The organism is Brevundimonas sp. UBA4553 (assembly GCF_002387245.1).
Lineage (GTDB): Bacteria > Pseudomonadota > Alphaproteobacteria > Caulobacterales > Caulobacteraceae > Brevundimonas.
This window is the reverse complement of sequence record NZ_DGLD01000013.1, coordinates 99,267-124,635: the sequence shown is the minus strand read 5'-3', so window position 1 is coordinate 124,635 and position 25,369 is coordinate 99,267. Positions and strand designations below refer to the sequence as shown.

Genomic DNA, 25,369 nt, shown 5'->3' with positions numbered 1-25,369 from the left:
GGATCGAGACAGGCGCTATGCCGTCAGGCAGACCACCTGGGCCACGCGCAGGTCGCGGCGCAGGCGGTCGGCGACCTGGCCGTAGTTCTCGGTCGTCACCGCCTCGCCCAGGGCCTTCTCGTCGGCGCGCTGCTCGCCCCGGATCGCGGGGACGAAGGTGTCCGGGGCCGTGGTGTAGATCAGCCCCCGACGGGGCGCCTCGGCGATGGTCACCCCCAGCACCCGGCCGCGTCGATCCAGCACCGGCGCGCCCGACAGCCCCGACAAGGTTCCCTTCAGCCCCTTGGTGCGCCCGGCCTCGGCCCAGGCCAGCACCGGCTCGTCGCGCTCGCCCCGCCCTCTGATCTTCAAGGTCTCACGGCCCAGCAGGCGCGACGCGACCTCGCCCGGATGGCCTTGCGGGAAGCCCGGATGGAAGGCGCGCTGGCCCTTGCGCAGCGGCGTCTGCGTGGCGACCGGCAGCGCCGGCGGTCCGCCCTCGGTCAGCAACAGGGCCACGTCGGCGCGCGCGGCCAGTCGCACGTCGGCGGCCAGGGCGCGTCCGCCGCCGATCACCAGCGCCGGACGGCGGCAGCCCTCGACCACATGGCGGGCCGTAACCCAGCGGCCGTCGCCGGCGATGGAGAAGGCCGTGCCGGACGACGGCTGAAAGGGAATGTCGGGAGCGATGACCGTGACGGAAGGATCAAACGGCGTCACCGGCCCCAGCAAGGGGCCGTGCGCCTCGTCGTCCTCGGGCGCATGGGGAGCGTCGGCCTTTTCCCGGCGGCCCAGCGACACGATCAGAAGGGCGCCGATCACCGCCGCATAGATGGTCCAGTCAGGAAGACGGGGAAAACCCATCATGACGCCGCCCTCAGCCCGTCAGGGCGGCGGCCAGGATCAGGGCCGTGGCCAGCTTGGCGCCGGCCAGCACCACGGCGGCCGCCACCTCGCCCTTCTCGATGCGCTGCGGCAGACCGGTCAGCAGCATGTCGACCGCGCGGAAGGCCAGAAGTTGCAGCACGACCGTCGCCACGCCCCAGATGGCGATGTCGCGAATGGAGGTCGAGATCGACAGCGAGGTCGCCAGCGGGATCGCCAGACCGACCAGCACCCCGACGAAGGCCACGGCGGCGGCCGGATTGCCCTGACGGATCAGCGCCACCTCGCGCCACGGCGTCAGCAGGGCGTAAACCGTCGCCCCCATGGCCAGCAGGCCGAACGTCACGACCAGATGCAGCAGCAGGATCGGAAAGCCGGTGGCGAAGGCCTGAACCTCTGGGCTCGACAGCACGCTGGGCAGAGACGACGCGTCCATGATGTGCGAGCCCGCAGCCCCCTGCTGAAAACGGAACGAAAGCAAAACAAGCCTTGCCCGATCCCCCGCCTCTTCCGCAAGGGCGCCGGAGCCACACCCGATCAGGAAAACAGCGTTAGACCGAGGTCAGCGACATCATGCCACCGCGGCGTCGTCTCCGTCCGCCTCGCGCTCAGCCTTGATCCGCGCGCTGGCCCTCTGCTTCTCGCTCTCGGACTTCAGCTGCCCGCAGGCGGCCAGGATGTCGCGGCCGCGCGGGGTGCGGATGGGCGAGGCGTAGCCGGCCTTGTTCAGGATGGCGGCGAAGCGTTCGATGGTCTTCCAGTCCGAGCACTCATAGTCGGTGCCGGGCCAGGGATTGAACGGGATCAGGTTGACCTTTGACGGGATGCCCTCGATCAGCTTGACCAGGGCGCGGGCCTCGTCGGGGCTGTCGTTGACGCCTTTCAGCATGACGTATTCGAACGTCACCCGGCGCGTATTGGCCAGGCCTGGATAGGCGCGGATGCCGGCCATCAACTGGTCCAGCGGATACTTCTTGTTCAGCGGCACCAGCTTGTCGCGCAGGGCGTCGTTGGTGGCGTGCAGGCTGATCGCCAGCATGGCCGCCGTGCGGTCGCCCAGAGCCTGGAGTTGTGGCACGACGCCCGAGGTCGAGACCGTGATGCGGCGGCGCGACAGGGCGATGCCTTCATTGTCGGAGATGATGTCGATGGCGTCGGCGACGCTGTCCAGATTGTAGAGCGGCTCGCCCATGCCCATGAAGACGATGTTGGACAGGCGGCGGTCTTCCTTGGGCGACGGCCATTCCTCCAGGTCGTCGCGGGCCACCTGGACCTGGGCCACGATCTCGGCGGTCGTCAGGTTACGCACCAGCTTTTGCGTGCCGGTGTGGCAGAAGGTGCAGTTCAGGGTGCAGCCGACCTGGGACGAGACGCACAGGGCGCCGGCCCGGCCCACGTCGGGAATGTAGACGGCTTCGACCTCGATGCCCGGAGCGGTGCGGATCAGGTATTTGCGCGTGCCGTCCTTCGACACCTGACGCTCGACGATCTCGGGGCGAGCCAGGGTGAAGACGTCAGCCAGGGCCGCGCGGGTCTCCTTGCCGATGTCGCTCATCAGGGCGAAGTCGGTGACGCCGTAGTGGTGGATCCAGCGCCAGACCTGCGAGGCGCGCATCTTCGCCTTCTCAGGCGGGCAGATCTTCGCTTCGATCAACGCATTGCGCAGGCCCTCGCGCGTCAGACCGGACAGGTTGACGGGGGCTTTTACTGCGGCGGAAGCACGCGAAAGGTCGAGCGTGATGCTCAAGGCTGAATATCCTGCGGCGGGGGTGAAGGCGCGGCGTCTAGCACAGATGGGGCGTCTTGTCGCCTCCGGCCAGTTCCGGGTTGAACCCCGGCGTCGCAGCCGCTAGAGCAGCGCCCGTTGGGGAGTAGCTTCCGGCATAGCCCAGCCGGGGTCGCGTCAACACACTTGTCCGTCGCGGACATGGTGCGACCAGCGGATCCGTCCGCCTAGCGAGACCAGCGCACCCTGGGGGCCGAGCCGGCCTGCGCCCGGGGGGCGCTGTCACGCGACCGGCTGAGTGCGTATCCCCATGATCACCCCGCTTTCCATCGCCGTCCTGTCCGTCAGCATGTCCGCAGACGCCTTCGCCGCCGCCATCGGCCGGGGCGCGGCGCATCGACCGACCCTGCCGCAAGCCCTGCGCTCGGGTCTGGTCTTCGGGATCGTGGAGGCCGTCACCCCGCTGATCGGCTTCGCCCTGGGCGTCGCCGCCGCCGGCTTCGTCGAGGCCATCGACCACTGGATCGCCTTCGGCCTGCTGGGCGCGGTCGGCGGCAAGATGATCTGGGAATCCCTGAAACGCGAGGATGAGGACGCGGGAGCCGAGGCAGGCAAGGCCGGATCACGCGGTCTGCTGGCCCTGGTCGCCACCGCCGTCGGCACCTCCATCGACGCCGGCGCGGTCGGCGTCGGCCTGGCCCTGCTGGGCGCCAACATCTGGCTGATCGCCGCCTGCATCGGGGCCACGACCTTCGCCCTCGCCACCCTCGGCCTGCTGATCGGCAAGGCGGCGGGAACGCGGCTCGGCAAGACGGTCGAACTGATCGGCGGCCTGGCTCTGATCGCGCTCGGCCTGAAGATCCTGCTGGAGCACCTGGGCGTCCTGGCGTTCTGACAAGGGCCTTGCGTCCGGCGGGCGACTGGCGGAACGTCCAACTTCGGCCAATCGTTAAGCCGCCAGTTGCAAGGAGTTCCCGTCATGCGCGCCGCTCTTGTTCTCGTCGCCCTCGTCGCCCCCATCGCCCTGGGCGCCTGCGCCACCGGCAAGGCCTACCCCACCTATCAGCAGGAGTACGACAAGCTGAGCGCGGAATGCACCGCGCGCGGTGGAATCCTGACGCCATCCGGCTCGCAAACCGGCCGCCCCCAGACGGACAATGTCTGCAAGATCACCGGCGGCGCATCGCGCCTTCCGAACAACTAGAATCCGCCTGACCGGGAAATCCGTGGTGGTTGGAGGCGGGATCGAACCGCCGACCTGTGGGTTATGAATCCACCGCTCTAACCATCTGAGCTACCCAACCCCTTACGGGAGCTCGCGCGAGGTCGTGACGACCAGGCAGCGCGAGAGGCGTGCGTATATCGCCGCCTTCGACCGGGTTCAAGCCGATTAAGCAGGGAAATCGTGCGGGACGATCGGTCGCGGGCGGTTTCGGCTCGCGCAGGGAACGGCAAGGCTTCATTGTGGATTGCCACATCTGCTGTCCAGGAGAGCCCCATGCGTCCGATCGTTCTCGCCGCTTCCGCCTCGCTCCTCGTTCTCGCCGCCGCCTGCGGCGCCAATGGCGAGACGGGCGCCCAGACCTCGCCGGCGGCGCCGGGCGCGCCCGTCGAGACCCGCCCCGCCAACAATCCTGACCAGAAGCCGGCCTTCGAAGGCCAGACCCGCGCGCCTGGCGTCCAGACCGCCGGGACGCTTCGCAACGAGACCATCGCCTCGGGCCTGCTCCACCCCTGGGGCCTGGCCCTGCTGCCGGACGGCCAGTGGCTGGTGACCGAGAAGCCGGGACGGATGCGGGTCGTTTCGGCCCAGGGTCAGGTCGGCGCACCGATCGCCGGCCTGCCGGCCGTCTCGGCGCGCGGCCAGGGCGGCCTGCTGGACGTCATCATCAGCCCCGCCTTCGCCCAGGACCGAATGGTCTACTGGAGCTACGCCGAACCGCGCGAAGGCGGCAACGCCACCTCGGTCGCGCGCGGCCGCCTGTCGGACGACCTGACCAAGATCGAGAACGTCCAGGTCATCTTCCGCGCCCTGCCCGTCTATGACGGCGACAAGCACTTCGGCTCCTCCTTGGCCTTCGCGCCTGACGGCAAGCTGTTCATCACCCTGGGCGAGCGCTCGGACAAGCCGATGCGCCCGCAGGCGCAGGACCTCGGCTCGCACATGGGCAAGACCATCCGCATCAACGCCGACGGCAGCGTGCCGGCCGACAATCCCTTCGTCGGGCAGGCCGGCGCCAAGCCCGAAATCTGGTCCCTGGGTCACCGCAACATGCAGGGCGTCGCCGTCCAGCCGGGTACGGGCGCCGTGTGGACCGTGGAACACGGCACGCGCGGCGGAGACGAGATCAATCTGGATCAGGCCGGCAAGAATTACGGTTGGCCGGGCGTCGCCTATGGCGTCGAATACAACGGCCAGGCCATCCCGGAAGCGGTCACGGCGCGCGAAGGCACAGAGCAGCCGGTCTACTACTGGGATCCGGTGATCGCGCCTGGCGGCATGACCTTCTACAGCGGCCCCATGTTCCCCGGCTGGAACGGCAATCTGCTGGTCACCGGCCTGGGCGGCAAGCACCTGGCGCGACTGGTGCTGGAGAATAACCGCGTCGTTGGCGAGGAGCGCCTGCTGACCGGTCTGAACGAGCGCATTCGCGACGTGGCCGTGGCCGCCGACGGATCCGTCTGGGTCATCACCGACGAGGAAGACGGCAAGCTGGTCCGGCTCGCCGCCGCTCAATAGCCGATAGGGCGGGAGGTCAACGCGCCTCCCGCACCCCTGCCTCCGACAGGTCGCCTCTGCGGGTCATCGGCTCATCGGCCATGGCGAAGGCGTTGTCTTCGCCATGGAAGGTATGGGTCTCGGCCGCGATCTCCGGATGTCCCTGGAGCTCGGCCATGGCGCTCTTCTTGCGGGTCCGCATCCGGTCCGCCAGATCATCCATGTCCAGGCCCGCCACCCGAGCCTGGCTGAACAGCCCTTCGGAGCGCATTTCCTCCTCCTTGACGTGGTGCTCGATCATTTCGGACAGCACCTTGACCTTGGCCTCATAGAAGGCTTCGTCCGGGCCGCCGGCTTCGATGTCATTGATCAGCACCTTGGCCGCGTCATGCTCGACATAGGCCTCGTTCAGCAGGTCCCCTTCGATCTGGCCGCGGCACGCGGGATAGAAGATCTCCTCCTCGATAATGGTGTGAACCTTGAGTTCCAGGCAGGCTTCTTCGGCCAGCGCCTTCTTGCGGTCCTTGCCGCGCGCCTTCTCAAAGCGTGCGAAGATATCCTCCACCTTGCGGTGGTCGGCCTTGAGCATGGCGATCGCGTCCATGTCCTCATAAGTCTGGGCCATCGGGCTCCCCTTTGCGTTGAATTGTTGAACGGGGAAGCGCCCGGAGCGGCCGGGCCGTTCCAAAGGTGTAGCTAGGTGAGAATCGTTAGCGCTGAGGAGACCCAGAGGCGATGATCGACCATATCGGCTTGGACGTGCATGACATCGAGCGCTCGCGCGCCTTCTACGACGCGGCCTTGGCGCCGCTGGGCTATCACCTGATCGCGCAGGAGAGAGACGGCGCTTCGACCGTCCTGTTGTACGGCGTCGGGAGCGAGCCAGACTTCGTCATAGCCGACAAGGACCAACCGGGAGAAGCAAACCATGTCGCCTTTCGCGCCGAGAGCCGGGCCATGGTCGACGCCTTCCATGCGGCGGCGCTGGCGGCGGGAGGGCGCGACAACGGAGCGCCGGGGCTGCGCGGCCGCTACGGGCCGAACTACTACGCCGCCTTTGTCCTGGACCCAGACGGTTTCAATATTGAAGCCGTGTGTCACGCCTCCGCGTGACCTGGTCACGCCGGTTGTTACTTGACGTTGACGTAAACGTCGGGTTTCTACGCCCCAAGTTTCAATTCCAGACCCGTCCCGCCACACGCACGTCCCTCAAGTAGCGAGGCGCCGCGCGCCAAGCGGCAGGGCCCCAAAGAAAGAGACATTTCATGGCCGACGCCTATATCTACGACGCCGTGCGCACCCCGCGCGGCAAGGGCAAGAAGGACGGCTCGCTGCACGAGATCACCGCCCTGTCGCTGGCCAGCCAGGTGCTGCAGGCCCTGCGCGACCGGAACGGTCTGGATACCTCCAAGGTCGACGACGTCATCCTCGGCTGCGTCTCTCCGGTGGGCGAGCAGGGCGCCGACATCGCCCGGACCGCCGTGCTGAACGCCGGCTGGGCCCAGACGACCGCTGGCGTCCAGATCAACCGCTTCTGCGCCTCGGGTCTGGAAGCCGTGAACATGGCGGCCGCCAAGGTGAAGTCCGGCGAGGCCGATTTCGCCGTCGGCGGCGGCGTCGAGGCCATGAGCCGCGTGCCGATGGGCTCGGATGGCGGCGCCTGGCCGGTGGACCCGTCCAGCGCCTTCTCGACCTATTTCGTGCCGCAAGGCGTCTCGGCCGACATGATCGCCACCAAGTGGGGCTTCAGCCGCGCCGACGTGGACGCCTATTCGGTCGAAAGCCACAAGCGTTCGGCCAAGTCCTGGGCCGAGGGCCGCTTCAACAAGTCTGTCGTCCCGGTTCTGGACCAGTTGGGTCTGGTCCGCCTGGACCATGACGAGACCATTCGTCCGAACACGGACATGCAGACGCTCGGCGCGTTGAACGCCTCCTTCGCCATGATGGGCGAGATGGCCTTCGACAGCGTCATCAACCAGCGCTACCCCGAGGTTGAGCGCGTCAACCACGTCCACACGCCGGGCAACTCCTCGGGCATCGTCGACGGTTCAGCAGGCGTCCTGATCGGCTCGCTGGAAGCTGGCAAGGCCCTGGGCCTGAAGCCGCGCGCCAAGATCCGCGGCGCCGCCTCGATCGGCTCGGAGCCGTCGATCATGCTGACGGGTCCGGAGTTCGTGACCAACAAGCTGCTGGGTCGCCTGGGCATGAAGTCGACCGACATCGACCTCTATGAGCTGAACGAGGCCTTCGCCGCCGTCGTCCTGCGCTACATGCAGGCGCTCGACATCCCGCACGACAAGATCAACGTCTGCGGCGGCGCCATCGCCATGGGCCACCCGCTCGGCGCCACCGGCGCCATGATCACCGGCGTGGTGCTGGACGAGCTGGAACGCTCGGACAAGGAAACCGCCCTCATCACCCTATGCATCGGCGGCGGAATGGGCACCGCCACCGTCATCGAACGCGTCTGATCCGGGAGCGACTGACCATGGAAAACTTCAAGATCGACGTCGACGCCGACGGTATCGCCCTGATCACCTTCGACGTCCCCGGACGCTCGATGAACACCCTGACCTCGTCCGTCATGGCTGAGATCCCGCAGCTGGTGGACCGCATCAAGACCGACGACGCCATCAAGGGCGCCGTCATCACCTCAGGCAAGACCTCCGGCTTCTGCGCCGGCGCCGACCTCGGCGACATCGCCGGCGGCATGATCGGCGGGGCCAGCCTGCAGGACGCCTATGACGCCGGCTGGAAGATGAACGGCGCCCTGCGCGCGCTGGAAACCTGCGGCAAGCCGGTGGCTGCGGCCATCAACGGCCTGGCGCTCGGCGGCGGGCTGGAACTGACGCTGGCTTGCCACTATCGCGTGGTCGAGAACGACAACAAGATCCAGCTGGGCCTGCCCGAGATCAAGGTCGGCCTCTTCCCCGGCGGCGGCGGCACCCAGCGCCTGACGCGCCTGATCGGCGTCCAGCCCGCCATGATGGCCATGACCGAGGGCAAGTCCTTCCGCCCGAACGACGCCAAGGGCGCCGGCATCGTCCACGAGATCGCTGAAAAGGGTCAGTCGGTCGAGGCCGCCAAGACCTGGATCAAGAACGGCGGCAAGGCGGTGCAGCCGTGGGACGACAAGTCCTTCAAACTGCCCGGCGGCGGCCCCTACCACCCGGCCGGCATCCAGAACTTCCTGGTCGGCAATGCGATGATCCGCAAGCAGACCTACGGCAACTATCCCGCCGCGACCAACCTGATGAAGGCCGTCTACGAAGGCGTTCAGGTGCCGATGGACGCCGCCCTGCGCATCGAGACCCGCTACTTCATCAAGACCCTGATGACACCGCAGGCCCAGGCCATGATCCGCAGCCTCTTCCTGTCCAAGCAGGAACTGGACAAGGGCGCCGTGCGCCCGGCGGGCGTGCCCAAGTCGGACGCCAAGAAGGTCACGGTTCTGGGCGCCGGCATGATGGGCGCGGGCGTGGCCTATGTGCAGGTCATGGCCGGCATCGAAACCGTCCTGATCGACCAGACCCAGGAAGCCGCCGACAAGGGCAAGGCCCACGTCGAGGAACTGCTGAAGAAGCGTCTGTCGCGCGGCCAGATGACCCAGGAGAAGTTCGACGCCACCCTGGCCCTGGTCACGGCGACGACGGACTATGATCACATCAAGGGGTCGGACCTGGTCATCGAGGCCGTGTTCGAAAACCGTGAGATCAAGGCCGATGTGACGAAGCGCGCCGAGGCGCAACTGGCCGAGGGCGCCGTCTTCGGCTCCAACACCTCGACCCTGCCGATCACCGGCCTGGCCGAGGCCTCGGTCCGTCCCGAGGACTTCATCGGCATCCACTTCTTCTCGCCCGTCGACAAGATGATGCTGGTCGAGATCATTCTCGGCGAGAAGACCGGTCCGGCCGCCATCGCCAAGGCCATCGACTACGTCCTGAAGATCAAGAAGACCCCGATTGTCGTCAACGACAGCCGCGGCTTCTACACCTCGCGCTGCTTCTCCACCTTCCTGATGGAAGGCATGGCCATGCTCGAGGAGGGCTATGCTCCCGCCCTGATCGACAACGTCGGTCGCATGACCGGCATGCCGCGCGGCCCGCTGGAGATGCACGACGACGTGGCTCTGGACCTCTCCTACAAGATCGCCAAGCAGACGGCGATCGACCTGGGCGACGCCTATGTCCCGTCGGAAGGCGCCGACATCGTCGCCAGGATGGTCGAGGGCGGGCGCTATGGCCGCAAGAACGGCAAGGGCTTCTACGACTACGACACCAAGCCCAAGACCCTGTGGGCGGGCCTGTCGGAACTGGCCCCGGTCAAGTTCGACGACTCGACCCCGGAACTGGTCGACGAGCTGAAGACGCGCCTGCTTTATCGTCAGGCCGTCGAGGTCGCCCGCTGCTGGGCCGAGGGCGTCATCGACGACCCGCGCGAAGCGGACCTCGGCGCCATCCTGGGCTGGGGCTTCGCCCCCTGGTCGGGCGGCCCGATCACCTTGATCGACCAGACCGGCCTGAAGGCCTTCGTCGAGACCGCCGACCGCCTGACCACCACCTATGGCGATCGCTTCAAGGTGCCGGAGTTGCTGCGTGAAATGGCCGCCAAGGGCGAAACCTTCTACGGCCGCTTCGCTCCGGAGAAGAAGGCAGCCTGATCGGGCTGACTTTGGAATGAAATGGAAAGGGCGGCTCGCAAGAGCCGCCCTTTTTCTTTGGACTCTGCCGCGCTCAAGCACCGAGGCCCCGCGGGCCGAGCGATAGCGCCCTACTATCTGCTCCTGAACACCCGCGACGCCGCATAGCCGGTCAGCGCCGCCAGGATCACGCACAGGGCGCCATAGGACCACGGCCGCCGATGGGCGAACTCATAGATGTCGCGCTCCAGACCCACCTTCTCGACCGTCAGGGTCAGGTTGGACACCGAGACCGGCGCCCCCTCCTGAAACAGCCAGACCTCGGCGTAGTATTTGCCGGTCGGCGCCACGGTGGGCAACTCGACCTCGGCGCGGAACAGGCCCTTGTCGACGAACTGCACCCCGTCGGGGTCGGTGTTGTAGAGGGCCGCAGCCTCCTTCAGCCGGATCACGGCGCGGCGCCAGTCGAGGTAGTTCTCGCCCAGACGGCTGACCACCACGTCGCGCACGCCGTAGCGGGTGACGGTGCGGCTTTCCTGCGGCGCTTCGATGCGCAGGTGATCAACGCCGACGCCGAGCCGGCGCAACTGGCCAAAGTCGGCCACGTCCGACAGGGGCCGGGTCGAGGCGGTCATGTAGAAGCCGGGCGCCCCCTCGAACAGGACGGGACGGCTGTTCAGCCAGACCCCCATGTTGCGGGTCTTCTTCACCAGACGCACCGGGGCGTCGGGACCGCGCACCACCACCACCACGTCGGCGGGTGTGTCGGTCGGGTTGAACACCGCGCCATAGAGGACGATGGAGGCGCCGCGGAAGCTGGAGTCGACCTTGACCTGGGCGTCGGTCAGGGCCGCAGCGACGCGCACCTCGCCCTCGGTGGCGACCGAGCGTTCGATGACGCCAGGCGGAGCCGGGGCGACGACAGGGGCGGGTTCGGGGGGCAGGGCCTGGAACATCAGTCCCCCACCCCCGGCGCCAGCAGGAAGAGGTCGCTGGGCCGCACGAACAGCTCCAGCCCCATCTGGATGCCAACCAGCAGGACGATCAGGCCCAGCGCCGCGCGCATCTCCTCGGCCCGGAACCGGCCCGACAGCCTGGCCCCGAACTGGGCCCCGACCACCCCGCCCAGCAGCAGAATGGTCGACAGGACGATGTCCACCGTCTGATTGCGCCCGGCCTGCAGGATGGTGGTGATGGCCGTGGTGATGATGATCTGGAACAGGCTGGTGCCGACCACCACGCCAGCCCGCATCCGCAGCACATAGAGCATGGCCGGCACCAGGATGAAGCCGCCGCCCACCCCCATGATGGCCGACAGGATGCCGGCGAAGACGCCCAGGCCGAAGGGCGGGATGGCGCTGATGTAGAGGCCCGAGCGCGGGAAGCGCATGCGGAACGGCAGGCCGTAAAGCCACATGGGGCGACGGCGTTCCTTCCTTGGCGGGGTCTCACCCCGGACCCGGTGCAGGATCTGCGTCAGACTTTCGTACAGCATCATGCTGCCGATGGCGCCGAGGAAGATCAGATAGGACAGAGCCACGACCAGATCGGCCTGACCCAGCAGGCGCAGGTAGCGGAACAGCTCGACGCCCGCGAGCGCGCCCAGGGCCCCGCCCACGGCCATGATGCCGCCGATGCGATAGTCGACCGCCTTCATCCCCGAATAGCGGATCACGCCCGAGGTCGAGGAGGCGACGACGTGACTGGCCTGGCTGGCGACGGCCACGGTCGGGGGGATACCCATGAAGACGAGGACGGGGGCCATCAGGAAGCCGCCGCCGATGCCGAACAGGCCCGAGACAAAGCCGACCAGCGCGCCCAGCATCACCAGGAACGGCCAGTTCACCGAAACCTCGGCGATCGGCAGGTAAATATCCACGGCACGCGCCTTCGGCTGGAAGGGAACGCAGAACAGCGCCGGAAAGGCGACTAGGCTTCTGGTCTTAGCGGCGGCCGCGACGAACCGCCACCCCCGCCGCCTCTTCGACGCGCTTCGTTATGCGACCGGATCGACCGTAAAGGCGTCCGCCGCCTCGCGCGCCACCCGACGCGTCTCGGCCGAGGTCAGCGGCGTCAGCCGCTGCACCGCCGCCAGGGCCTGCTGGTCGCCGCGCCGGGCCGCGATCATGTACCATTTGAAGGCCTCGGTCGCATTGGCGGCCACGCCCTCGTCGCCCTTCTCGTACAGACGGGCGACATTGTACTGGCTGTCGACGCGACCGGCTTCGGCCGCCTTCCTGAGCCAGGACAGGGCCTCGGCGCGGTTCCGCACGCCGCCTTCGCCGTCATACAACTGCATGGCGTAATAGTGCATGGCCCGGGGCTCGCCGCCCTCGGCCGCGCGTCGCGCCCAGGTCCGCGCCTCGACCGGATCGGGCGTCAGCCCAGCGCCGCCTTCCTGATAGAGGCCGGCCAACCGCATCTGCGCCGGGCCGTAACCCAGGTTGGCCGCGCGCTTCAGCGGCTCCAGGCCGCTGTCGTCGCCGTTGTCGATCAACTGTATCGCGCGGGCGAACAGGGTCGCGCCCTCGGTGGCCGCCACATCGGGCGACGGGACCGCATCGGTCGGGGCGGCGTCGAGCGCCACGGCCGCGATGGGGGTTTCGGGCGCGCCGGCCACGGGCCCGCTGGTCAGGGCGGCGACGCCCGGCAGGTTCAGGCCCGAGCCCTCGGCCAGCTGCAGCGAGGCGTAACCGCCGCCGACGACCACGACGGCCACGGCCGAAGCCCCAAAGGCCTTGCGGATCGTCGAGCCTTCGCGCGACGCCTGCTTGTCCAGCCGCTCCTGCAGCTTGGACTTGCCTCCACGCTTGAGGCCGAAGCCCTTGCGCGGCGCCTCGTCGACATCGGCCATGGCGGCCCGCGCCGCGTCCAGGGTGTCGCGGGTCGAGGCCCGCCCGGCGGCGGCTCCCGCCTGCAAGGCGCGCGGATCGACGAAATCGATCTCGGCCGAAAACTCGTCGTCCTCGCTATCGGGTCCATCAACCAGAGGCGGCAAACCGCCCGCCACGACCGGTTCGGGATCGGCCAGCACGTCGCTGACGTCGGCTCCGCCGAAATCGTCCAGCGCGGATTTGAACGTCGCCTGATCGACGTCGGCAGGTTCGTCATTGAACGAGGTCGAAACCTCGCCGAAATGCGCCCGTTCCGGCGCGGAGCCGAACAGCGCCGCCGGCGATCCAGCCTCGGCGCCCGGCGCGTTCAACTCGACGTCGAGCGGGTCGGCGAAGACCGGCTCGGGGTCCCGAGCGACGGGGGTCGGGAAGGGCGCTGCGTCCAGAACGCCGCCCAGCGTGTCTTCGGACCAGAGATCGGTCACCGGATCGGCGAACGCCGCCGCGCGCCAGTCGCCGCTCGGGCTTTCGGCGGGGCTCCACGGCGTCGGCTCGGGGCTCTCCAGCGGCGTCTCGCGGCGACCGCCGCGGCTGCCGCGCTGCTCGATGCTTTCGCGCGCCTCGGCGAGCAGACGCGCGGTCCGCTCCTCGCTCTGGCGCATCCGCTCGCCCAGTTCGCCCGACGCGCGATCATGGCGCTGTTCGATCTTGTCGGTGTTCTCCGACAGACGACGTCCGATGTCGTCCAGCGCCTGGGCCGAGCGGCGCTCGGATTGGGCGATACGCTCGCTGAGGCGATCCGAAATCCGGGTGATCTCGCCGCCCAGCCGCTCCAGCGCCAGGGCGTGCTGGTCGTCAGACCGGGTCAGCCGCTGGTCCATGGCCTGGGCGTAACGGCCCATGTCGCGATCCAGCTTGTCGTTCAGTTCGCGCCCCAGGGCCGCGACCTGGGCCTCGGCGCGTCCGGCGTCGCCGCCGCTTTCAACCGTCTCGACCCGCACGTTCAGGTTATGGGCGATGCGCAGGACCTCGCGGCCCATGGCCTCGACCGCGTCGGCCGAGCGCTGCTCGGCGGCGCGGGTCTGATCGCCGACAGCCGCCAGCGCACGCTCGATCCGGTCCACACGGCTTTCGGTCTCGGCCGCGTCGAGGCGGCGTAGCATCTCGACGCGGCTGCCCTCGACCTGTCGGGTCAGGGTTTCGGCCAGCTTTTCGAAACGGGCGGCCTCGCGGGCGTGCTCGGGCTCGATCCGGCCCTCCGCGTCGCGCAGGCGCTGGTCAAGGGCCGCGAACGAGCGCTCCAGCCCCTTCAGGGCTTCCGACGTGCGATCCTGGGCCTCGTCCAGACGCGCGCCGACCTGGGCCAGGATGTCCGTGCCGGGGCCGGGGCCGGCGGCCTTCTCCACCGCCTCCATCCGCTCCCGCAGGTCGCCGATGGTGCTGCGCTGGCGCTCGTCCAGGTCGAACAGGCGGCTGGAGACCGCGCCCAGGGCCGCGTCCAGTCGAGCGAAGCCTTCTTCCGTCTTCGGACCGGCCTCCTGTTCGAAGCGGCGCAGGCGCTTGTGGCCCTCGCGCAGTTCGTCGGCGATGTCGTCGATGCGACGCGCATAGCCCAGGCCGATCTCGTCCTGCTTCTCCAGACGGCGCACCAGGCCGGCCACGGCCTGATCAATGCCCTGGATGGCCACCGTCGAGCGTCGCTCTGCGGCTTCCAGCCGACCGGCGATGATTTCCAGCGACGCGCCGACGCGCAGGCTGTCTTCCTCGACGCCGTAGACGTCGTCCAGCCGACGCGAACGGCTGCGGCGGTCATAGGGGTCGGGAATGGGCGTGCGGCGCGGCAGAGGGGTCACGCCCTCGTCCTCGTCCGGCTCGTCCATGATCATGGAATTCAGCCACTCGCCCAGCGTCATGCCTGAACGGCGCGCAAGGTCCTTGGCGATCTCGCGAGCCTTGGGGTCGATCCCCTTCACGCTCCACGGCGCTGCTGCGCTCACTGATTCGCCTCCCGAGTCTTTGTGGGACGCTACCGCTCCAGATCAAGCGTGTAAACGCGTCGTTAACCGCAACATCTGGCGCCTGGGGTGAGGGAATCACTGGCGGCGCTGGATCGCGATTCCGCGCTTTTCAAGCCAGCATGGTTAACGTCGCGTTTAGATTCAGCTTCTGGCGCCGCTTCGCCTTGCCAAGCGCCGCTCCAGACGCCAACTGCCCTCGCCATGAGCCCTTCGCTGACCCTCATCCTGCTGGCCGTGGCCGTCGCCGTCGCCGTCCTTTCCGGCTGGCGCGGGGCGCGGCCGCCCGACCTGTCGAAGGGCCCGCGCATGATGCCGTGGCGCTTCATCATGCTGGTGGCCGGCGCGTTGGCGGTGCTGCTGCTGATCCACCTGGCCTCGGTGCTGGGCGGCCGGACCTTCCCCACCGGCTGACGGAACGGGACGGCGCGTCGACGGTTCTTCTGCCTCCCCCGCAGAAAAGGACCACCGGATGAGCAAGGACCTGACCCCCGCCGACGCCGAAGCCGAGTTCTGGAAGAGCCTGAAGCACAGCAACACCGGCATGCTCGGCCTGGACCGGCCCGGCTATCACAGCCAGCCCATGACCGCCTTCCGCGAGGAAGAGACCGGGACCATCTGGTTCTTCACCCGCGACGACACCGACCTGGCGCGCGACGCCGCCACGCCCGGTCAGTCCGCCATGTTCAGCTATGGCTCGAAGGACCAGAAGATCTGGGCCTGCATCCACGGCGATCTGTCGGTGCACGGCCACGACCGCGCGATCATCGACCGCTACTGGAACCCGGTCCTGGCCGCCTGGTATCCGGACGGCAAGGATGACCCGCACCTGACCATCCTGCGCTTCGACGCCGACGACGGCCGGGTCTGGGTCAGCGACGGCGGCCTGGTCAAGTTCGCCTGGGAGATCGCCAAGGCCAATGTGACCAAGACCCTGCCCGACGCCGGCGACGTCGCCGACGTCAACCTGAAGTAGAGGCTATGTCGCGCGCCTCGCCCTCAAGCAGCCTCGCCCCGCGGGCGAGGCGTCAGGGCCTCTTCTTCAAAGGAAGCAGGCGGGCTTTCAGCCGCCGAAGCACCAGGCGAGAACCGCCTTCTGGGCGTGGATGCGGTTCTCGGCCTCGTCCCAGATCAGCGAGCGCGGGCCGTCGATGACATCGTCCGTCACCTCTTCGCCGCGGTGCGCCGGCAGGCAGTGCAGGAAGACCGCGTCGGCGTTGGCCAGACCCATCAGGGCCTCATCCACCGTATAGGGCTCGAAGGCGGCCAGACGCGCCTCATAGTCCTGATCGCCCATCGACACCCAGGTGTCGGTGACCACCACGTCGGCGCCGACCACGGCCTCGCGCGGGTCGCTGGTCAGGTGAACCTGGGCGCCGCCCTTCTCCAGATCGCGCAGGTCAGGGTGATATTCCGCCGGGCAGGCGACGTTCAGACGGAAGCCGAACTTGGCCGCCGCATGCATGAAGCTGTGGCAGACGTTGTTGCCGTCGCCGATCCAGGCGACGGTCTTGCCCTCGATCGGGCCCAGATGCTCCTCGATCGTCAGCAGGTCGGCCAGGATCTGACACGGGTGGCTGCGGTCGGTCAGGCCGTTGACCACCGGCACGGTGGAGACGCGGGCGAAGCGCTCGACGTCCTCATGGTTGTTGGCGCGGATCATCACCGCGTCGACCATGCGCGACAGGACCTTGGCCGTATCCTCGACCGGCTCGCCGCGGCCCAGCTGCATGTCCGAAGCGGTGGCGATGATGGCCGAGCCGCCCAGCTGACGAATGGCCGCGTCGAAGCTGAAACGGGTGCGCGTCGAGTTCTTCTCGAAGATCATGGCCAGGACGCGGTCCTGACCCGGCGCATCGGCGTCGGGACGCCCCTGGGGCCAGCCCTTGCGCGCCTGCTTGCGGGCGTGGGCGTCGTCCAGGATGGCGCGCAGGTCGGCGGCGTCCAGCCGGTGAATATCGAGGAAGTGACGGACCATCTCAGGTCTCCGTGGTCAGAGGCGTCAGCCGGGCCGAGGCGATCAGGCCGTCAGCTTCGTCCGGGCGAACTCGCAGGCGGTTTCAAACTTCTCGACGGCTTCACGGGCCTCTTCGAGGGTGATGTTCAGCGGCGGCAGGATGCGGACCAGGTTGTCGCCGCCGCCGGCGACCAGCAGCTTCGCCTCGTCGCGGGCCCAGCCCATGAAGTCGCGGTTGTTGGGGATCAGCTTGACCCCCACCAGCAGACCCTTGCCGCGCACCTCCACGATCACGTCGGGGAAGCGTTCGGCCAAACCGTGAAGCTGCTGCTTCAGATAGCCGGCGACCTCGTTGACGTTGGCCAGGATCGCGTCCGACGACACCTCGTCAAAGGCCGCCTGACCGACCGCCATGGCCAGGGGATTGCCGCCGAAGGTCGAGCCGTGGGCGCCGACCGTCATACCTTTGGCCGCCTCGGCCGTCGCCAGGCAGGCGCCGATGGGGAAGCCGCCGCCCAGGGCCTTGGCCACCGCCATGATGTCCGGCGTCATGCCGGCCCATTCGTGGGCCCACAGCTTGCCGGTCCGGCCCATGCCGCACTGGACCTCGTCGAAGATGATCAGGACGCCGTACTGGTCGGCCATGTCGCGCATCCAGCGCAGGTCGGCCTCCGGGGTCGAGCGGCAGCCGCCCTCGCCCTGCACCGGCTCCAGGATGATCGCCGCCGTCGTCGGGTTCTCGAACGCCGCCTTCAGCGCGTCCTTGTCGCCCCAGACCAGTTGATGGAAGCCTTCCATCTTGGGCCCGAAGCCCTCGGTGTAGCTGGGGTTGGCCGCGGCATTGATCGCGCCATAGGTGCGGCCATGGAACGAGCCGTCAAAGCCGTAGATGTCGATGCGTTCCGGCTGACCATTGGCCGAGTGGAACTTGCGCGCCGTCTTCAGCGCGCACTCGACCGCCTCGGTGCCCGAGTTGGTGAAGAAGACCACGTCCGCGAAGGACTTGGCGCACAGGGCGTCAGCCAGGGCGTCCTGGCCCGGAATCTTGAAGATGTTGGAGACGTGCCACAGCTTCTCGGCCTGATCCTTGACCGCTTGCACCAGCTTCGGATGCGCGTGGCCGAGGGCGTTGGTCGAAATGCCCGAGACGCAGTCCAGGTATTCGGTCCCGTCGGTCGACCACAGTCGGACGCCCTGGCCGCGCTCCACTTCCAGCGGCGCGCGATTGTAGACACCCATCAGATGACCGGACACAGGCAGACTCCATAAAGCGAGACGGCCCCGGCGCATCTGCGACGGGACCGCTTCAAAAAGGGTCAAGCCTTGTCCGACGAGGGGGCCAGATAGTCAACACCGCCGCCGAGGCGACCTGAAGCCTTGGCTTCCGCCAGAAGCGCGCGAAAACGATCGGCTTGCTCATCATCAAGCAGGCGTTTGGGAAGAACCGGATTGTAGGAGGGCGTGACGAGAAACACGAAGCGGTCAGACTCTTCCTGGACCGACTTTACTCCAGCCCAATCGACACGGTTGGCCTGCAGGCTGTTCTCAAATACCAGTCCCTCCCGATCGATGGCCCAACGCCAGGTCAGAGGCCCCGTCGGCGCCTTCAGCGCCGCCGCCATCCATATTCGGCGAGCCAGCCACGCCCCTCCCCACCACGCCAGAAATGACCCGACCAAGACCACATTGAACAACTGCTGCGGTAGAAACTCACCGGCAATGGCCTGGACGGCGAACCCATAGACCAGCAGGCCGCCCAGATAGGCATAGGTGTAGGGGATGCAGGCCCAACAGACCGCACCCCATCCCTTTTTAATCGGTCGCTGCTCTCGAGGCGTCGGCTTGACGTCCTCGATTACGATCACGGCGTCACCAGCTGCGCGTCCAGCTTCTGGATCAGGGCGGCGTAGGTGGCGCCGGCGGTGGCGATGGTCGCGCCCTCGACGGCTTCGATGGCGTCGTCCTTGGAGTGGATGACGCGGAAGACCTGGGGCACGAAGCCCTCGGCCAGACCATTGGCTTCCCCGCCGTTGAAGGCCAGCCACATCTGGTGGGCGCCGACCTGGTCCTGGAAGCCCAGCGACACCACCGGCGCGCCCGCCGCCGAGAAGGCGCGGTCATCCGACGGCGGATACTCAGGGAAGCCGACGCATTGCATGGCGCGTTCGGCGCACAGCTCCTGAACCGCGCGGGTGACGAAGGCCGACTGGGCTCCGTTGTTCTGGCCGTACATCATGGTGTCGCCATAGGCGGCGACGTCAGAGTTCACCACGGCGGCGACGTTGGCGATCCCATGCGCCTCGATCCACTTCTTGGCGCCGATCAGACCCAGCTCTTCCTGGTCGAAGAAGATGATGCGGACGCGGTGCGACAGGGGCTTGTCCCTGAGGATCTTGGCGGCCTCGATCAGGGCCACCACCGAGCCGGCGTTGTCGATCACGCCCTGGGACATGGTGCCGTCGCGCAGCTTCACCGCGTCATAGTGGGCCGTCAGCAGGATTTCCTTGGCGCCTTCACCGATGGTGACGACGACGTTGGAGCCCTGCATCGGCCCGGCGCGACCGCCGCCGTCAAAGGTCTCGACGGTCGGCGCGAAGCCGGCGGCGCGCAGCTGGCTGACCACGACGTTCATCCGCTCGGCGTTGGACGGCTGGACGTAGGCGGCGACCTGGGCCTTCAGCGCCTCCGCATCCTGAGCGAAAGCGGTCGTGGACAGAAGCGCGGACGCCGCGACGGCGGACGCGAGAACGGAACGAAACAGCATGAAGGACCTCCCGGAGGCCCCTCTCCCCGGAGCCGATGCTCCTGCCTAAAGGCTCAGCTCTTAAGACGCCAGCCCGAGCGGAACACCAGCCAGCAGGCCGCGCCCATCAGAACCGTCAGCACGGCGCTCATGACCACCCCGATCATCAGATTGCCCTCGGCATGGCCGATGAAGCCGGCCCGGAAGCCGTCGATCAGGTAGAAGAAGGGGTTGAAGCGGCTGATGCTGGCGAACGGCTCCGGCAGGCTGTCGATCAGGTAGAAGGTGCCTGACAGGAAGGTCATCGGCATGACCACGAAGTTCTGCACCGCCGACAGGTGGTCGAACTTCTCGGACCATAAACCCGCCAGCACCCCCGTCATCCCCATCAGCAGAGAGGCGATCAGGCCGAACCAGACGATCAGGGCGATATTGGCCAGGCCAAGCTTCGCAAACGGCAGGACGCACAGGGCCGTCACCAGCCCGACCGCCACCCCGCGCGTCGCGGCGCCCAGGGTGAAGCCGATGGTCAGTTCCAGCGGGCTGAGCGGCGGGGTCAGGAAGTCGGTGGCCGTGCCCATGATCTTGGCCTGGATCAGGCTGGACGAAGCGTTGGCGAAGGCGTTCTGCAGGATGGCCATCATGATCAGGCCCGGCGCGACAAACTCGGCGAAGGGGGTGCCGTGCAGCGGCGGCCGCGCGCCCTTCAGCGCCACCACGAAGACCAGCATATAGAGCAGGGTCGTTACGACAGGCGCCGCCACGGTCTGCGCGCCGACCTTCCAGAAGCGGCGCACCTCGCGCAGGTAAAGGGTGCGCAGACCCACCCAGTTGATCCCGTCATAGCGACGCGGCTGGGGCAGGCCCGAGGGGCGGGTGGAGGCGAGATCAGTCGTCATGGCCGCCCAGATGCGCCCGCCAAGCTGGTTTCGCAAGGCTCACGTCGTTCCTCGACGCGACCTAAAACTGAGTCAAAACGGGACATTAACCACACTACATCTGGTTTCTGTGGACAGCCGAATTGCCACATCTTGCGTGTTTTAAGGCCTGCTTTACGATTAGTAGCAGGTCGGGGCGGTGAAATCCGTTGGCGACCCAAGATATTGAATCCGAACCCCGGGAGGGTGGCCATGACCGCAGCAAGCTGGACTGAAGACCGCGTCGGCGCGTTGAAGAAGCTCTGGCTGGAAGGCCAGTCCGCCAGCCAGATCGCCAAGACCCTTGGCGGAGGCGTGACCCGCAACGCCGTGATCGGCAAGGTGCATCGCCTGGGCCTGTCGGGCCGCGCCGCGCCGTCGCAACCGGCCCGCACCACATTCCCCCGCGCCGCCACCCGTCCGCGCCCGGCGGCTCCGGCCGCTCCGGTCCAGGCCCCGTCGGCCCCGCGCCGCATCGAGGCCGCCGCCCCGCGTCCGGTCATGGCCGTCCAGCCTTCGGCCCCCGCCCCCATGCCGGAACTGCCCGGCACGGCCACGGTGATGACGCTGGGCGCCCACATGTGCAAATGGCCGATCGGCGACCCCTCGTCGCGCGAGTTTAGCTTCTGCGGCCGTCGCGCCACGGAAAACGTCTACTGCGGCGAACACGCCCGCGTCGCCTACCAGCCGCAAGTCCGCCGCGGCGCGTCCAAGGACGGCGCCACCGAGCTGGCGCGTAGCCTGCGGCGCTACATCTAAGGGCGCTAGCGCTCGCCGCGCGGCGGCTCGCTGCTTGAGCGCGCGCGAAGCGCCAGGCCGCGTCGGGTCGAAAAGGCGGAGCCTTTTGACCGCGGCCCGCAAGGAAACTGATTTCGTCCGGCTTGCCGGATGAAATCAGGGGGCTGCGGTTCATCCGGGTTGACGCAGCCCTATCGCCCTCGCCGCAAGGCGGGGGTTTTTCTTTGGCTGCCGCGCTTCGCCCTAGTTCAGCACCCGCCGCGTATCCGGCACGTCCAGACTGAAGGCCGGGATCGCCGCTTCGAACATCCGCCCGTCCACGTCGGTCATGTAGTAGGCGCCGACCATGGACCCCGAGGGCGCGCCCAACGGACAGCCCGAGGCGTAGGAATAGCTGTCGCCCGCCTCGATCACCGGCTGTTCGCCGACCACCCCCGGACCGCGCACTTCCTCGACATGGCCGTAGGCGTCGGTGATGGTCCAGCGCCGCGCCACCAGCTGCACCGGCGATCCGGTCAGGTTGACGATCTCGATCTGATAGGCCCAGACCCAGCGCCGGCCGTCGGGGTCCGACTGGGCCGCCAGATAGGAAGGACGGACGCGGACAAGGACGCCGTGCGTTTCGGCGGTATAGGCAGGAGGGGCGTGCATAGGCTATATGCCTTCCGCCGACCTCGGGGTTCAACCCGTCTGGCGCTGCGGATGTCGCATTCCGAAGCGAGACAGATGGAAAAAACCGTGTGAGACAGGACGGCATGAGCACCTTCGAGATTCCCGCCCAGCCCGGCATTCTGCCCTTCCAGGGCATCGAGGCCCTGATCGCCGTCGGCGCGATCAAGTCCGACACCCCCTTCGACCCCGATCAGGTGCAGCCGGCCAGCCTGGACCTGCGTCTGTCGAACCAGGCCTGGCGTGTGCGCGCCTCCTTCCTGCCCGGCCAGCGCAAGGTCGAGGACCGCATCAACGACGTGGAGATGCACGCCATCGACCTGTCGGGCGGCGTGGTGCTGGAAAAGGGCTGCGTCTACATCGCCCGTCTGCAGGAACGCCTCAGCCTGCCGCGCGGCCTGAACGCCCGCGCCAATCCGAAAAGCTCCACCGGCCGCGTCGACGTCTTCGTCCGCCTGCTGACCGACAAGGGCGGCAGCTTCGACGACGTCGATGAGGGCTACGACGGCCCCCTCTACCTCGAGATCGCGCCCCAGACCTTCTCCATCCTGGTCCGCCCCGGCACCCGCCTGAACCAGCTGCGCCTCAAGGCGGGCGAGCCGCCCAAGCTGGAGACCCGCAGCGTCGGCGTCGACCTGCGCGCGGGCGATCACGGCATTGTCGGCTTCCGCGGCCGTCGCCACGCGGGCGTGGTCAACATGGACCATATCGACGGCCACGACCCGCGCGACTTCTGGGAGCCGTTGACGCTGCGTCGCGGCGAGCTGCTGCTGGATCCGGGCGAGTTCTACATCCTGGCCTCGTCGGACGACGTGGAGATTCCGGTCGATCAGGCCGCCGAGATGACCCCGATCGACCCCTCGGTCGGCGAGTTCCGCGTCCACTACGCCGGCTTCTTCGACCCCGGCTTCGGCACGGACGAGGCTCACGGCGCCGGCTCGAAAGGCGTGCTGGAGGTCCGCACCCACGACACCCCCTTCCTGCTCGAGCACGGCCAGATCGTCGCCCGCCTGGTCTATGAACCGCTGACGGAACGTCCGACGCGCCTCTATGGCGAAGGCGGCAGCCACTATCAGAGCCAGGGTCTGAAGCTGTCGAAACACTTCCGCCCCTGGGGCTAATTTCCCTTCTCCCCTTGAGGGAGAAGGTGGGCGCCGCAGGCGCTCGGATGAGGAGTGTGAGCGCCGCGGTCAGATGATCGCGGCGCTTTTTCTTTTATCCGCCTAACAATAGGGGGCCCCGCCGACACCCCTCATCCGTCAGGCTTCGCCTCTTCTCCCACAAGGGAGAGAAGGATCAGCCCTCAGCCAGCAGGGCGTCCACCAGAGCCTTCGCCTCCGCGCTCGCCCAATCGGCCTCACCGGTCAGGACGGCGCGAACCCGCCCCTCACGGTCAAGCAGGATCGTCTGGGGCATGGCGCCCTTGCCGGGAAACTCGAACGGCAGCTGGAACCGGGGATCGGCGTAGTAGGTCAGCGGCGGGTGGTCGGCGATGAAGGCGCGAGCCTCGGGCACGGCCTTGTCGACGTCCATGCTGATGGTCACCACAGCCACGTCGTCGCGGCCCTGGTAGTGCGCGGCCAGAGCCGCCAGGGTCGGCATCTCGATCTTGCAGGGCGCGCACCAGGTGGCCCACAGATTGACCACCGCGACCCTGCCCTTGAAGTCGGCGAAGCGGACGTCGCGGCCCTCGGCGTCCCTGAAGACATAGTCCGGCGCCGGCGCCGGGGCGGGCGTCAGCAGCTTAGACAGCGAACCCCGGGCGTAGACCGCCAGCGAGGATGACGCGGACTCTTTGCCCCCGCCCTCGCGATTGGCGTATAGCAGCGCCACGCCGCTGATCGCGCCGATCAGCAGCACCGCCGTCGCCACGCCCGCCAAAGTCCGTTTAGAGCCGCTCATGTCCGACACGCCTTCCAGCACCCCTCAAGGTCAGTCTCTATGGGGCGGACGCTTCAGCGCCAAGCCCGCCGACATCATGCAGGCCATCAACGTCTCCATCGGCGTCGACAAACGCCTGTGGGCGCAGGACCTGGCGGGGTCGCGGGCGCATTGCCGCATGCTGGCCCAGCAGGGCATCATCGCGCAGGCGGACGCCGAGGCCATCCTGGGCGGGCTGGACGTCATCGAGGGCGAGATCACGGGCGGGACCTTCCCTTTCCGCGACGCCTATGAAGACATCCACATGAACGTCGAGGCCCGCCTGTCGGAGCTGATCGGCGAGCCCTCGGGGCGCCTGCACACGGCGCGCAGCCGCAACGATCAGGTGGCGACGGACTTCCGCCTGTGGGTGCGCGACGCCTGCGACCGCACCGTGGCGCAACTGAAGGACCTGCAGGCCGCCCTGCTGGACCGGGCGGAACAGCACGCCGGCGACCTGATGCCCGGCTTCACCCATCTGCAGACGGCCCAGCCGGTGACCTTCGGCCACCACCTGATGGCCTATGTCGAGATGTTCGGCCGCGACGCCAGCCGCTTCGCCGACGCCCGCGCCCGCATGAACGAGAACCCCCTGGGCGCCGCGGCCCTGGCCGGTTCGCCCTTCCCCATCGACCGCCACATGACCGCTGCGGCGCTCGGCTTCGACCGCCCGATGGCCAACTCGCTCGACGCCGTCTCCGACCGTGACTTCGCCCTGGAAAGCCTGGCCGCCGCCTCGATCGCGGCCGGCCACCTGTCGCGCCTGGCCGAGGAGATCGTGGTCTGGATGACGCCGATGTTCGGCTTCGCCTCCCTGCCCGACGACCTGACCACCGGCTCGTCCATCATGCCGCAGAAGCGCAACCCTGACGCCGCCGAGCTGGTCCGGGCCAAGACGGGCCGCATCAACGGCGCCCTGGTCGCCCTGACCACGGTCATGAAGGGCCTCCCTCTGGCCTATTCCAAGGACATGCAGGAGGACAAGCCGCCGGTGTTCGAGGCCTTCGACGCCCTGGACCTGGCGCTGACCGCCATGACCGCCATGGTCGCCGCCATCATCCCCAACACGCCGCGCATGGCCGCCGCCGCCGGGGCCGGCTTCTCGACCGCCACCGACCTGGCCGACTGGCTGGTCCGCGAACTGAACCTGCCCTTCCGCAAGGCCCACCATGTCACCGGCGCCGCCGTGAAGCGGGCCGAGGCGCTGGGCGTCGGTCTGGGCGATCTGCCGCTGGAAGAATTGCAGGCGCTGCATCCCGGCGTCACCAAAGCCGTGTATGATGTCCTGACGCCCGAAGCCTCCTGCGCCAGCCGCCAGAGCTTCGGCGGCACGGCGCCGGAACAGGTCCGCGCGCGCATCGCCGACTGGAGAAGCCGCCTGTGAAAAAGACCCTGATCCTCGCGGGCGCCGCCGCCCTGCTTCTGACCGGCTGCGGCCGCATGGCCGATCTGGAAGCGCCCGGCGCCGTCCAGACCGAACGCGCGCCCCGCGACCGGAACGCCAAGCCCCTGCCCGACCCGGCGACCATCAACACCTCGCCCAGCCAAAATCCGATCGACAGCGGCGCCTCGGACCCGTTCGGCCGCCCCCCGACCCGCTGATCCACCTTCCACGCTCCCGACCGGAC

The 25,369-nt window shown here is 68.1% G+C and carries 26 protein-coding genes, 1 tRNA gene and 1 riboswitch; of the genes, 12 read left to right on the top strand and 15 right to left on the bottom strand.

The genetic code is table 11. From position 1 onward, the window contains the following. Positions 1 to 15: 15 nt before the first annotated feature. From B4A39_RS08235 to rlmN, 3 genes are all read right to left on the bottom strand, one after another. A complete protein-coding gene (locus tag B4A39_RS08235) occupies positions 16 to 843 on the bottom strand; it encodes a S1 family peptidase (protein WP_292035865.1) in 828 nt (275 codons plus the stop codon). A gap of 13 nt (positions 844 to 856) precedes the next feature. Further along, positions 857 to 1,300, bottom strand: coding sequence for a DUF350 domain-containing protein (locus B4A39_RS08230; protein WP_292035275.1), 444 nt, complete (start codon positions 1,298 to 1,300; stop codon positions 857 to 859). A gap of 135 nt (positions 1,301 to 1,435) precedes the next feature. Next, a complete protein-coding gene (gene rlmN / locus B4A39_RS08225; RefSeq protein WP_292035273.1) occupies positions 1,436 to 2,611 on the bottom strand; it encodes a 23S rRNA (adenine(2503)-C(2))-methyltransferase RlmN in 1,176 nt (391 codons plus the stop codon). Positions 2,612 to 2,718: 107 nt separating this feature from the next. Next, a riboswitch (yybP-ykoY riboswitch) is annotated at positions 2,719 to 2,819 on the top strand. Positions 2,820 to 2,900: 81 nt separating this feature from the next. Here rlmN and B4A39_RS08220 point away from each other — a divergent pair. Further along, complete coding sequence (locus B4A39_RS08220) at positions 2,901 to 3,485, top strand: manganese efflux pump MntP family protein (protein WP_292035270.1); 585 nt, start codon at positions 2,901 to 2,903, stop codon at positions 3,483 to 3,485. A gap of 84 nt (positions 3,486 to 3,569) precedes the next feature. After that, on the top strand, positions 3,570 to 3,794 hold the full coding sequence (locus tag B4A39_RS08215) for a hypothetical protein (RefSeq protein WP_292035267.1): 225 nt from the start codon (positions 3,570 to 3,572) through the stop codon (positions 3,792 to 3,794). Between the two features lie 23 nt (positions 3,795 to 3,817). Here B4A39_RS08215 and B4A39_RS08210 read toward each other — a convergent pair. Further along, positions 3,818 to 3,894: transfer RNA gene (locus B4A39_RS08210), tRNA-Met, on the bottom strand. Between the two features lie 194 nt (positions 3,895 to 4,088). Here B4A39_RS08210 and B4A39_RS08205 point away from each other — a divergent pair. Further along, complete coding sequence (locus B4A39_RS08205) at positions 4,089 to 5,330, top strand: PQQ-dependent sugar dehydrogenase (RefSeq protein ID WP_292035266.1); 1,242 nt, start codon at positions 4,089 to 4,091, stop codon at positions 5,328 to 5,330. Positions 5,331 to 5,346: 16 nt separating this feature from the next. Here the strand turns inward: B4A39_RS08205 and B4A39_RS08200 are convergent, their stop codons facing one another. Next, positions 5,347 to 5,934, bottom strand: coding sequence for a hemerythrin domain-containing protein (locus B4A39_RS08200; protein ID WP_292035264.1), 588 nt, complete (start codon positions 5,932 to 5,934; stop codon positions 5,347 to 5,349). 110 nt (positions 5,935 to 6,044) lie between these two features. On the opposite strand from B4A39_RS08200, the gene B4A39_RS08195 reads away from it, so the two are divergent. The 3 genes from B4A39_RS08195 (at position 6,045) to B4A39_RS08185 (ending at position 9,969) form a co-directional block, all read left to right on the top strand. Continuing rightward, positions 6,045 to 6,422: a VOC family protein gene (locus B4A39_RS08195; protein ID WP_292035262.1), complete on the top strand. Its 378-nt coding sequence runs from the start codon at positions 6,045 to 6,047 to the stop codon at positions 6,420 to 6,422. A gap of 152 nt (positions 6,423 to 6,574) precedes the next feature. Then, the gene (locus tag B4A39_RS08190) at positions 6,575 to 7,780 is read left to right on the top strand and encodes an acetyl-CoA C-acetyltransferase (protein WP_292035260.1); all 1,206 of its coding nucleotides are present in this window, start codon (positions 6,575 to 6,577) and stop codon (positions 7,778 to 7,780) included. Positions 7,781 to 7,797: 17 nt separating this feature from the next. Beyond that, positions 7,798 to 9,969 carry a 3-hydroxyacyl-CoA dehydrogenase NAD-binding domain-containing protein gene (locus B4A39_RS08185; protein WP_292035258.1) on the top strand — a complete coding sequence of 724 codons (2,172 nt, stop codon included), beginning with the start codon at positions 7,798 to 7,800 and terminating at the stop codon, positions 9,967 to 9,969. A gap of 113 nt (positions 9,970 to 10,082) precedes the next feature. Here the strand turns inward: B4A39_RS08185 and B4A39_RS08180 are convergent, their stop codons facing one another. The 3 genes from B4A39_RS08180 to B4A39_RS08170 form a co-directional block, all read right to left on the bottom strand. Further along, complete coding sequence (locus B4A39_RS08180; protein WP_292035256.1) at positions 10,083 to 10,904, bottom strand: TIGR02186 family protein; 822 nt, start codon at positions 10,902 to 10,904, stop codon at positions 10,083 to 10,085. Further along, a complete protein-coding gene (locus tag B4A39_RS08175; protein WP_292035255.1) occupies positions 10,904 to 11,827 on the bottom strand; it encodes a sulfite exporter TauE/SafE family protein in 924 nt (307 codons plus the stop codon). The genes B4A39_RS08180 and B4A39_RS08175 overlap by 1 nt, the downstream gene beginning before the upstream one ends. A 117-nt stretch (positions 11,828 to 11,944) precedes the next feature. After that, a complete protein-coding gene (locus B4A39_RS08170; protein ID WP_292035254.1) occupies positions 11,945 to 14,779 on the bottom strand; it encodes a hypothetical protein in 2,835 nt (944 codons plus the stop codon). Positions 14,780 to 15,001: 222 nt separating this feature from the next. Here B4A39_RS08170 and B4A39_RS08165 point away from each other — a divergent pair, with 222 nt between their 5' ends. Both B4A39_RS08165 and B4A39_RS08160 read left to right on the top strand, forming a co-directional pair. Further along, positions 15,002 to 15,211, top strand: coding sequence for a hypothetical protein (locus B4A39_RS08165; RefSeq protein ID WP_292035251.1), 210 nt, complete (start codon positions 15,002 to 15,004; stop codon positions 15,209 to 15,211). 58 nt (positions 15,212 to 15,269) lie between these two features. Then, positions 15,270 to 15,773, top strand: coding sequence for a pyridoxamine 5'-phosphate oxidase family protein (locus tag B4A39_RS08160; protein WP_292035249.1), 504 nt, complete (start codon positions 15,270 to 15,272; stop codon positions 15,771 to 15,773). A gap of 87 nt (positions 15,774 to 15,860) precedes the next feature. On the opposite strand, the gene argF is transcribed toward B4A39_RS08160, so the two are convergent. The 5 genes from argF to B4A39_RS08135 form a co-directional block, all read right to left on the bottom strand. Beyond that, the gene (argF, locus tag B4A39_RS08155) at positions 15,861 to 16,775 is read right to left on the bottom strand and encodes an ornithine carbamoyltransferase (protein WP_292035247.1); all 915 of its coding nucleotides are present in this window, start codon (positions 16,773 to 16,775) and stop codon (positions 15,861 to 15,863) included. Positions 16,776 to 16,817: 42 nt separating this feature from the next. Beyond that, positions 16,818 to 17,993, bottom strand: a complete 1,176-nt coding sequence (locus B4A39_RS08150) for an aspartate aminotransferase family protein (protein ID WP_292035862.1) — start codon at positions 17,991 to 17,993, stop codon at positions 16,818 to 16,820. A gap of 77 nt (positions 17,994 to 18,070) precedes the next feature. Continuing rightward, positions 18,071 to 18,619, bottom strand: coding sequence for a YcxB family protein (locus B4A39_RS08145; RefSeq protein ID WP_292035245.1), 549 nt, complete (start codon positions 18,617 to 18,619; stop codon positions 18,071 to 18,073). Then, a complete protein-coding gene (locus tag B4A39_RS08140) occupies positions 18,616 to 19,518 on the bottom strand; it encodes a M28 family metallopeptidase (protein WP_292035243.1) in 903 nt (300 codons plus the stop codon). Before B4A39_RS08140 ends, B4A39_RS08145 begins: the two co-directional genes overlap by 4 nt. Positions 19,519 to 19,571: 53 nt before the next feature. Beyond that, positions 19,572 to 20,396, bottom strand: coding sequence for an ABC transporter permease (locus B4A39_RS08135; protein WP_292035240.1), 825 nt, complete (start codon positions 20,394 to 20,396; stop codon positions 19,572 to 19,574). Positions 20,397 to 20,627: 231 nt separating this feature from the next. Here B4A39_RS08135 and B4A39_RS08130 point away from each other — a divergent pair, with 231 nt between their 5' ends. Then, positions 20,628 to 21,173, top strand: coding sequence for a GcrA family cell cycle regulator (locus B4A39_RS08130; protein ID WP_292035238.1), 546 nt, complete (start codon positions 20,628 to 20,630; stop codon positions 21,171 to 21,173). Between the two features lie 222 nt (positions 21,174 to 21,395). Here B4A39_RS08130 and apaG read toward each other — a convergent pair whose 3' ends face one another. After that, positions 21,396 to 21,803 carry a Co2+/Mg2+ efflux protein ApaG gene (apaG, locus tag B4A39_RS08125; protein ID WP_292035236.1) on the bottom strand — a complete coding sequence of 136 codons (408 nt, stop codon included), beginning with the start codon at positions 21,801 to 21,803 and terminating at the stop codon, positions 21,396 to 21,398. 104 nt (positions 21,804 to 21,907) lie between these two features. On the opposite strand from apaG, the gene B4A39_RS08120 reads away from it, so the two are divergent. Next, positions 21,908 to 22,942, top strand: a complete 1,035-nt coding sequence (locus B4A39_RS08120; protein ID WP_292035235.1) for a 2'-deoxycytidine 5'-triphosphate deaminase — start codon at positions 21,908 to 21,910, stop codon at positions 22,940 to 22,942. Positions 22,943 to 23,117: 175 nt separating this feature from the next. On the opposite strand, the gene B4A39_RS08115 is transcribed toward B4A39_RS08120, so the two are convergent. Next, a complete protein-coding gene (locus tag B4A39_RS08115) occupies positions 23,118 to 23,723 on the bottom strand; it encodes a TlpA family protein disulfide reductase (RefSeq protein WP_292035232.1) in 606 nt (201 codons plus the stop codon). On the opposite strand from B4A39_RS08115, the gene argH reads away from it, so the two are divergent. Together argH and B4A39_RS08105 are read left to right on the top strand one after the other, a co-directional pair. Next, complete coding sequence (gene argH, locus B4A39_RS08110) at positions 23,722 to 25,125, top strand: argininosuccinate lyase (RefSeq protein ID WP_292035228.1); 1,404 nt, start codon at positions 23,722 to 23,724, stop codon at positions 25,123 to 25,125. The genes B4A39_RS08115 and argH overlap by 2 nt on opposite strands. Further along, positions 25,122 to 25,343: a hypothetical protein gene (locus B4A39_RS08105; RefSeq protein ID WP_292035225.1), complete on the top strand. Its 222-nt coding sequence runs from the start codon at positions 25,122 to 25,124 to the stop codon at positions 25,341 to 25,343. Before argH ends, B4A39_RS08105 begins: the two co-directional genes overlap by 4 nt. The last annotated feature ends 26 nt before the right edge of the window (positions 25,344 to 25,369 follow it).

Coding starts and splice junctions, on each gene's coding strand:
- B4A39_RS08235 (WP_292035865.1), bottom strand. CDS start 843: ATGGGTTTTCCCCGTCTTCCTGACTGGACCATCTATGCGGCGGTGATC.
- B4A39_RS08230 (WP_292035275.1), bottom strand. CDS start 1,300: ATGGACGCGTCGTCTCTGCCCAGCGTGCTGTCGAGCCCAGAGGTTCAG.
- B4A39_RS08220 (WP_292035270.1), top strand. CDS start 2,901: ATGATCACCCCGCTTTCCATCGCCGTCCTGTCCGTCAGCATGTCCGCA.
- B4A39_RS08215 (WP_292035267.1), top strand. CDS start 3,570: ATGCGCGCCGCTCTTGTTCTCGTCGCCCTCGTCGCCCCCATCGCCCTG.
- B4A39_RS08205 (WP_292035266.1), top strand. CDS start 4,089: ATGCGTCCGATCGTTCTCGCCGCTTCCGCCTCGCTCCTCGTTCTCGCC.
- B4A39_RS08200 (WP_292035264.1), bottom strand. CDS start 5,934: ATGGCCCAGACTTATGAGGACATGGACGCGATCGCCATGCTCAAGGCC.
- B4A39_RS08195 (WP_292035262.1), top strand. CDS start 6,045: ATGATCGACCATATCGGCTTGGACGTGCATGACATCGAGCGCTCGCGC.
- B4A39_RS08190 (WP_292035260.1), top strand. CDS start 6,575: ATGGCCGACGCCTATATCTACGACGCCGTGCGCACCCCGCGCGGCAAG.
- B4A39_RS08185 (WP_292035258.1), top strand. CDS start 7,798: ATGGAAAACTTCAAGATCGACGTCGACGCCGACGGTATCGCCCTGATC.
- B4A39_RS08180 (WP_292035256.1), bottom strand. CDS start 10,904: ATGTTCCAGGCCCTGCCCCCCGAACCCGCCCCTGTCGTCGCCCCGGCT.
- B4A39_RS08165 (WP_292035251.1), top strand. CDS start 15,002: ATGAGCCCTTCGCTGACCCTCATCCTGCTGGCCGTGGCCGTCGCCGTC.
- B4A39_RS08160 (WP_292035249.1), top strand. CDS start 15,270: ATGAGCAAGGACCTGACCCCCGCCGACGCCGAAGCCGAGTTCTGGAAG.
- argF (WP_292035247.1), bottom strand. CDS start 16,775: ATGGTCCGTCACTTCCTCGATATTCACCGGCTGGACGCCGCCGACCTG.
- B4A39_RS08150 (WP_292035862.1), bottom strand. CDS start 17,993: ATGGGTGTCTACAATCGCGCGCCGCTGGAAGTGGAGCGCGGCCAGGGC.
- B4A39_RS08140 (WP_292035243.1), bottom strand. CDS start 19,518: ATGCTGTTTCGTTCCGTTCTCGCGTCCGCCGTCGCGGCGTCCGCGCTT.
- B4A39_RS08135 (WP_292035240.1), bottom strand. CDS start 20,396: ATGACGACTGATCTCGCCTCCACCCGCCCCTCGGGCCTGCCCCAGCCG.
- B4A39_RS08130 (WP_292035238.1), top strand. CDS start 20,628: ATGACCGCAGCAAGCTGGACTGAAGACCGCGTCGGCGCGTTGAAGAAG.
- apaG (WP_292035236.1), bottom strand. CDS start 21,803: ATGCACGCCCCTCCTGCCTATACCGCCGAAACGCACGGCGTCCTTGTC.
- B4A39_RS08120 (WP_292035235.1), top strand. CDS start 21,908: ATGAGCACCTTCGAGATTCCCGCCCAGCCCGGCATTCTGCCCTTCCAG.
- argH (WP_292035228.1), top strand. CDS start 23,722: ATGTCCGACACGCCTTCCAGCACCCCTCAAGGTCAGTCTCTATGGGGC.
- B4A39_RS08115 (WP_292035232.1), bottom strand. CDS start 23,723: ATGAGCGGCTCTAAACGGACTTTGGCGGGCGTGGCGACGGCGGTGCTG.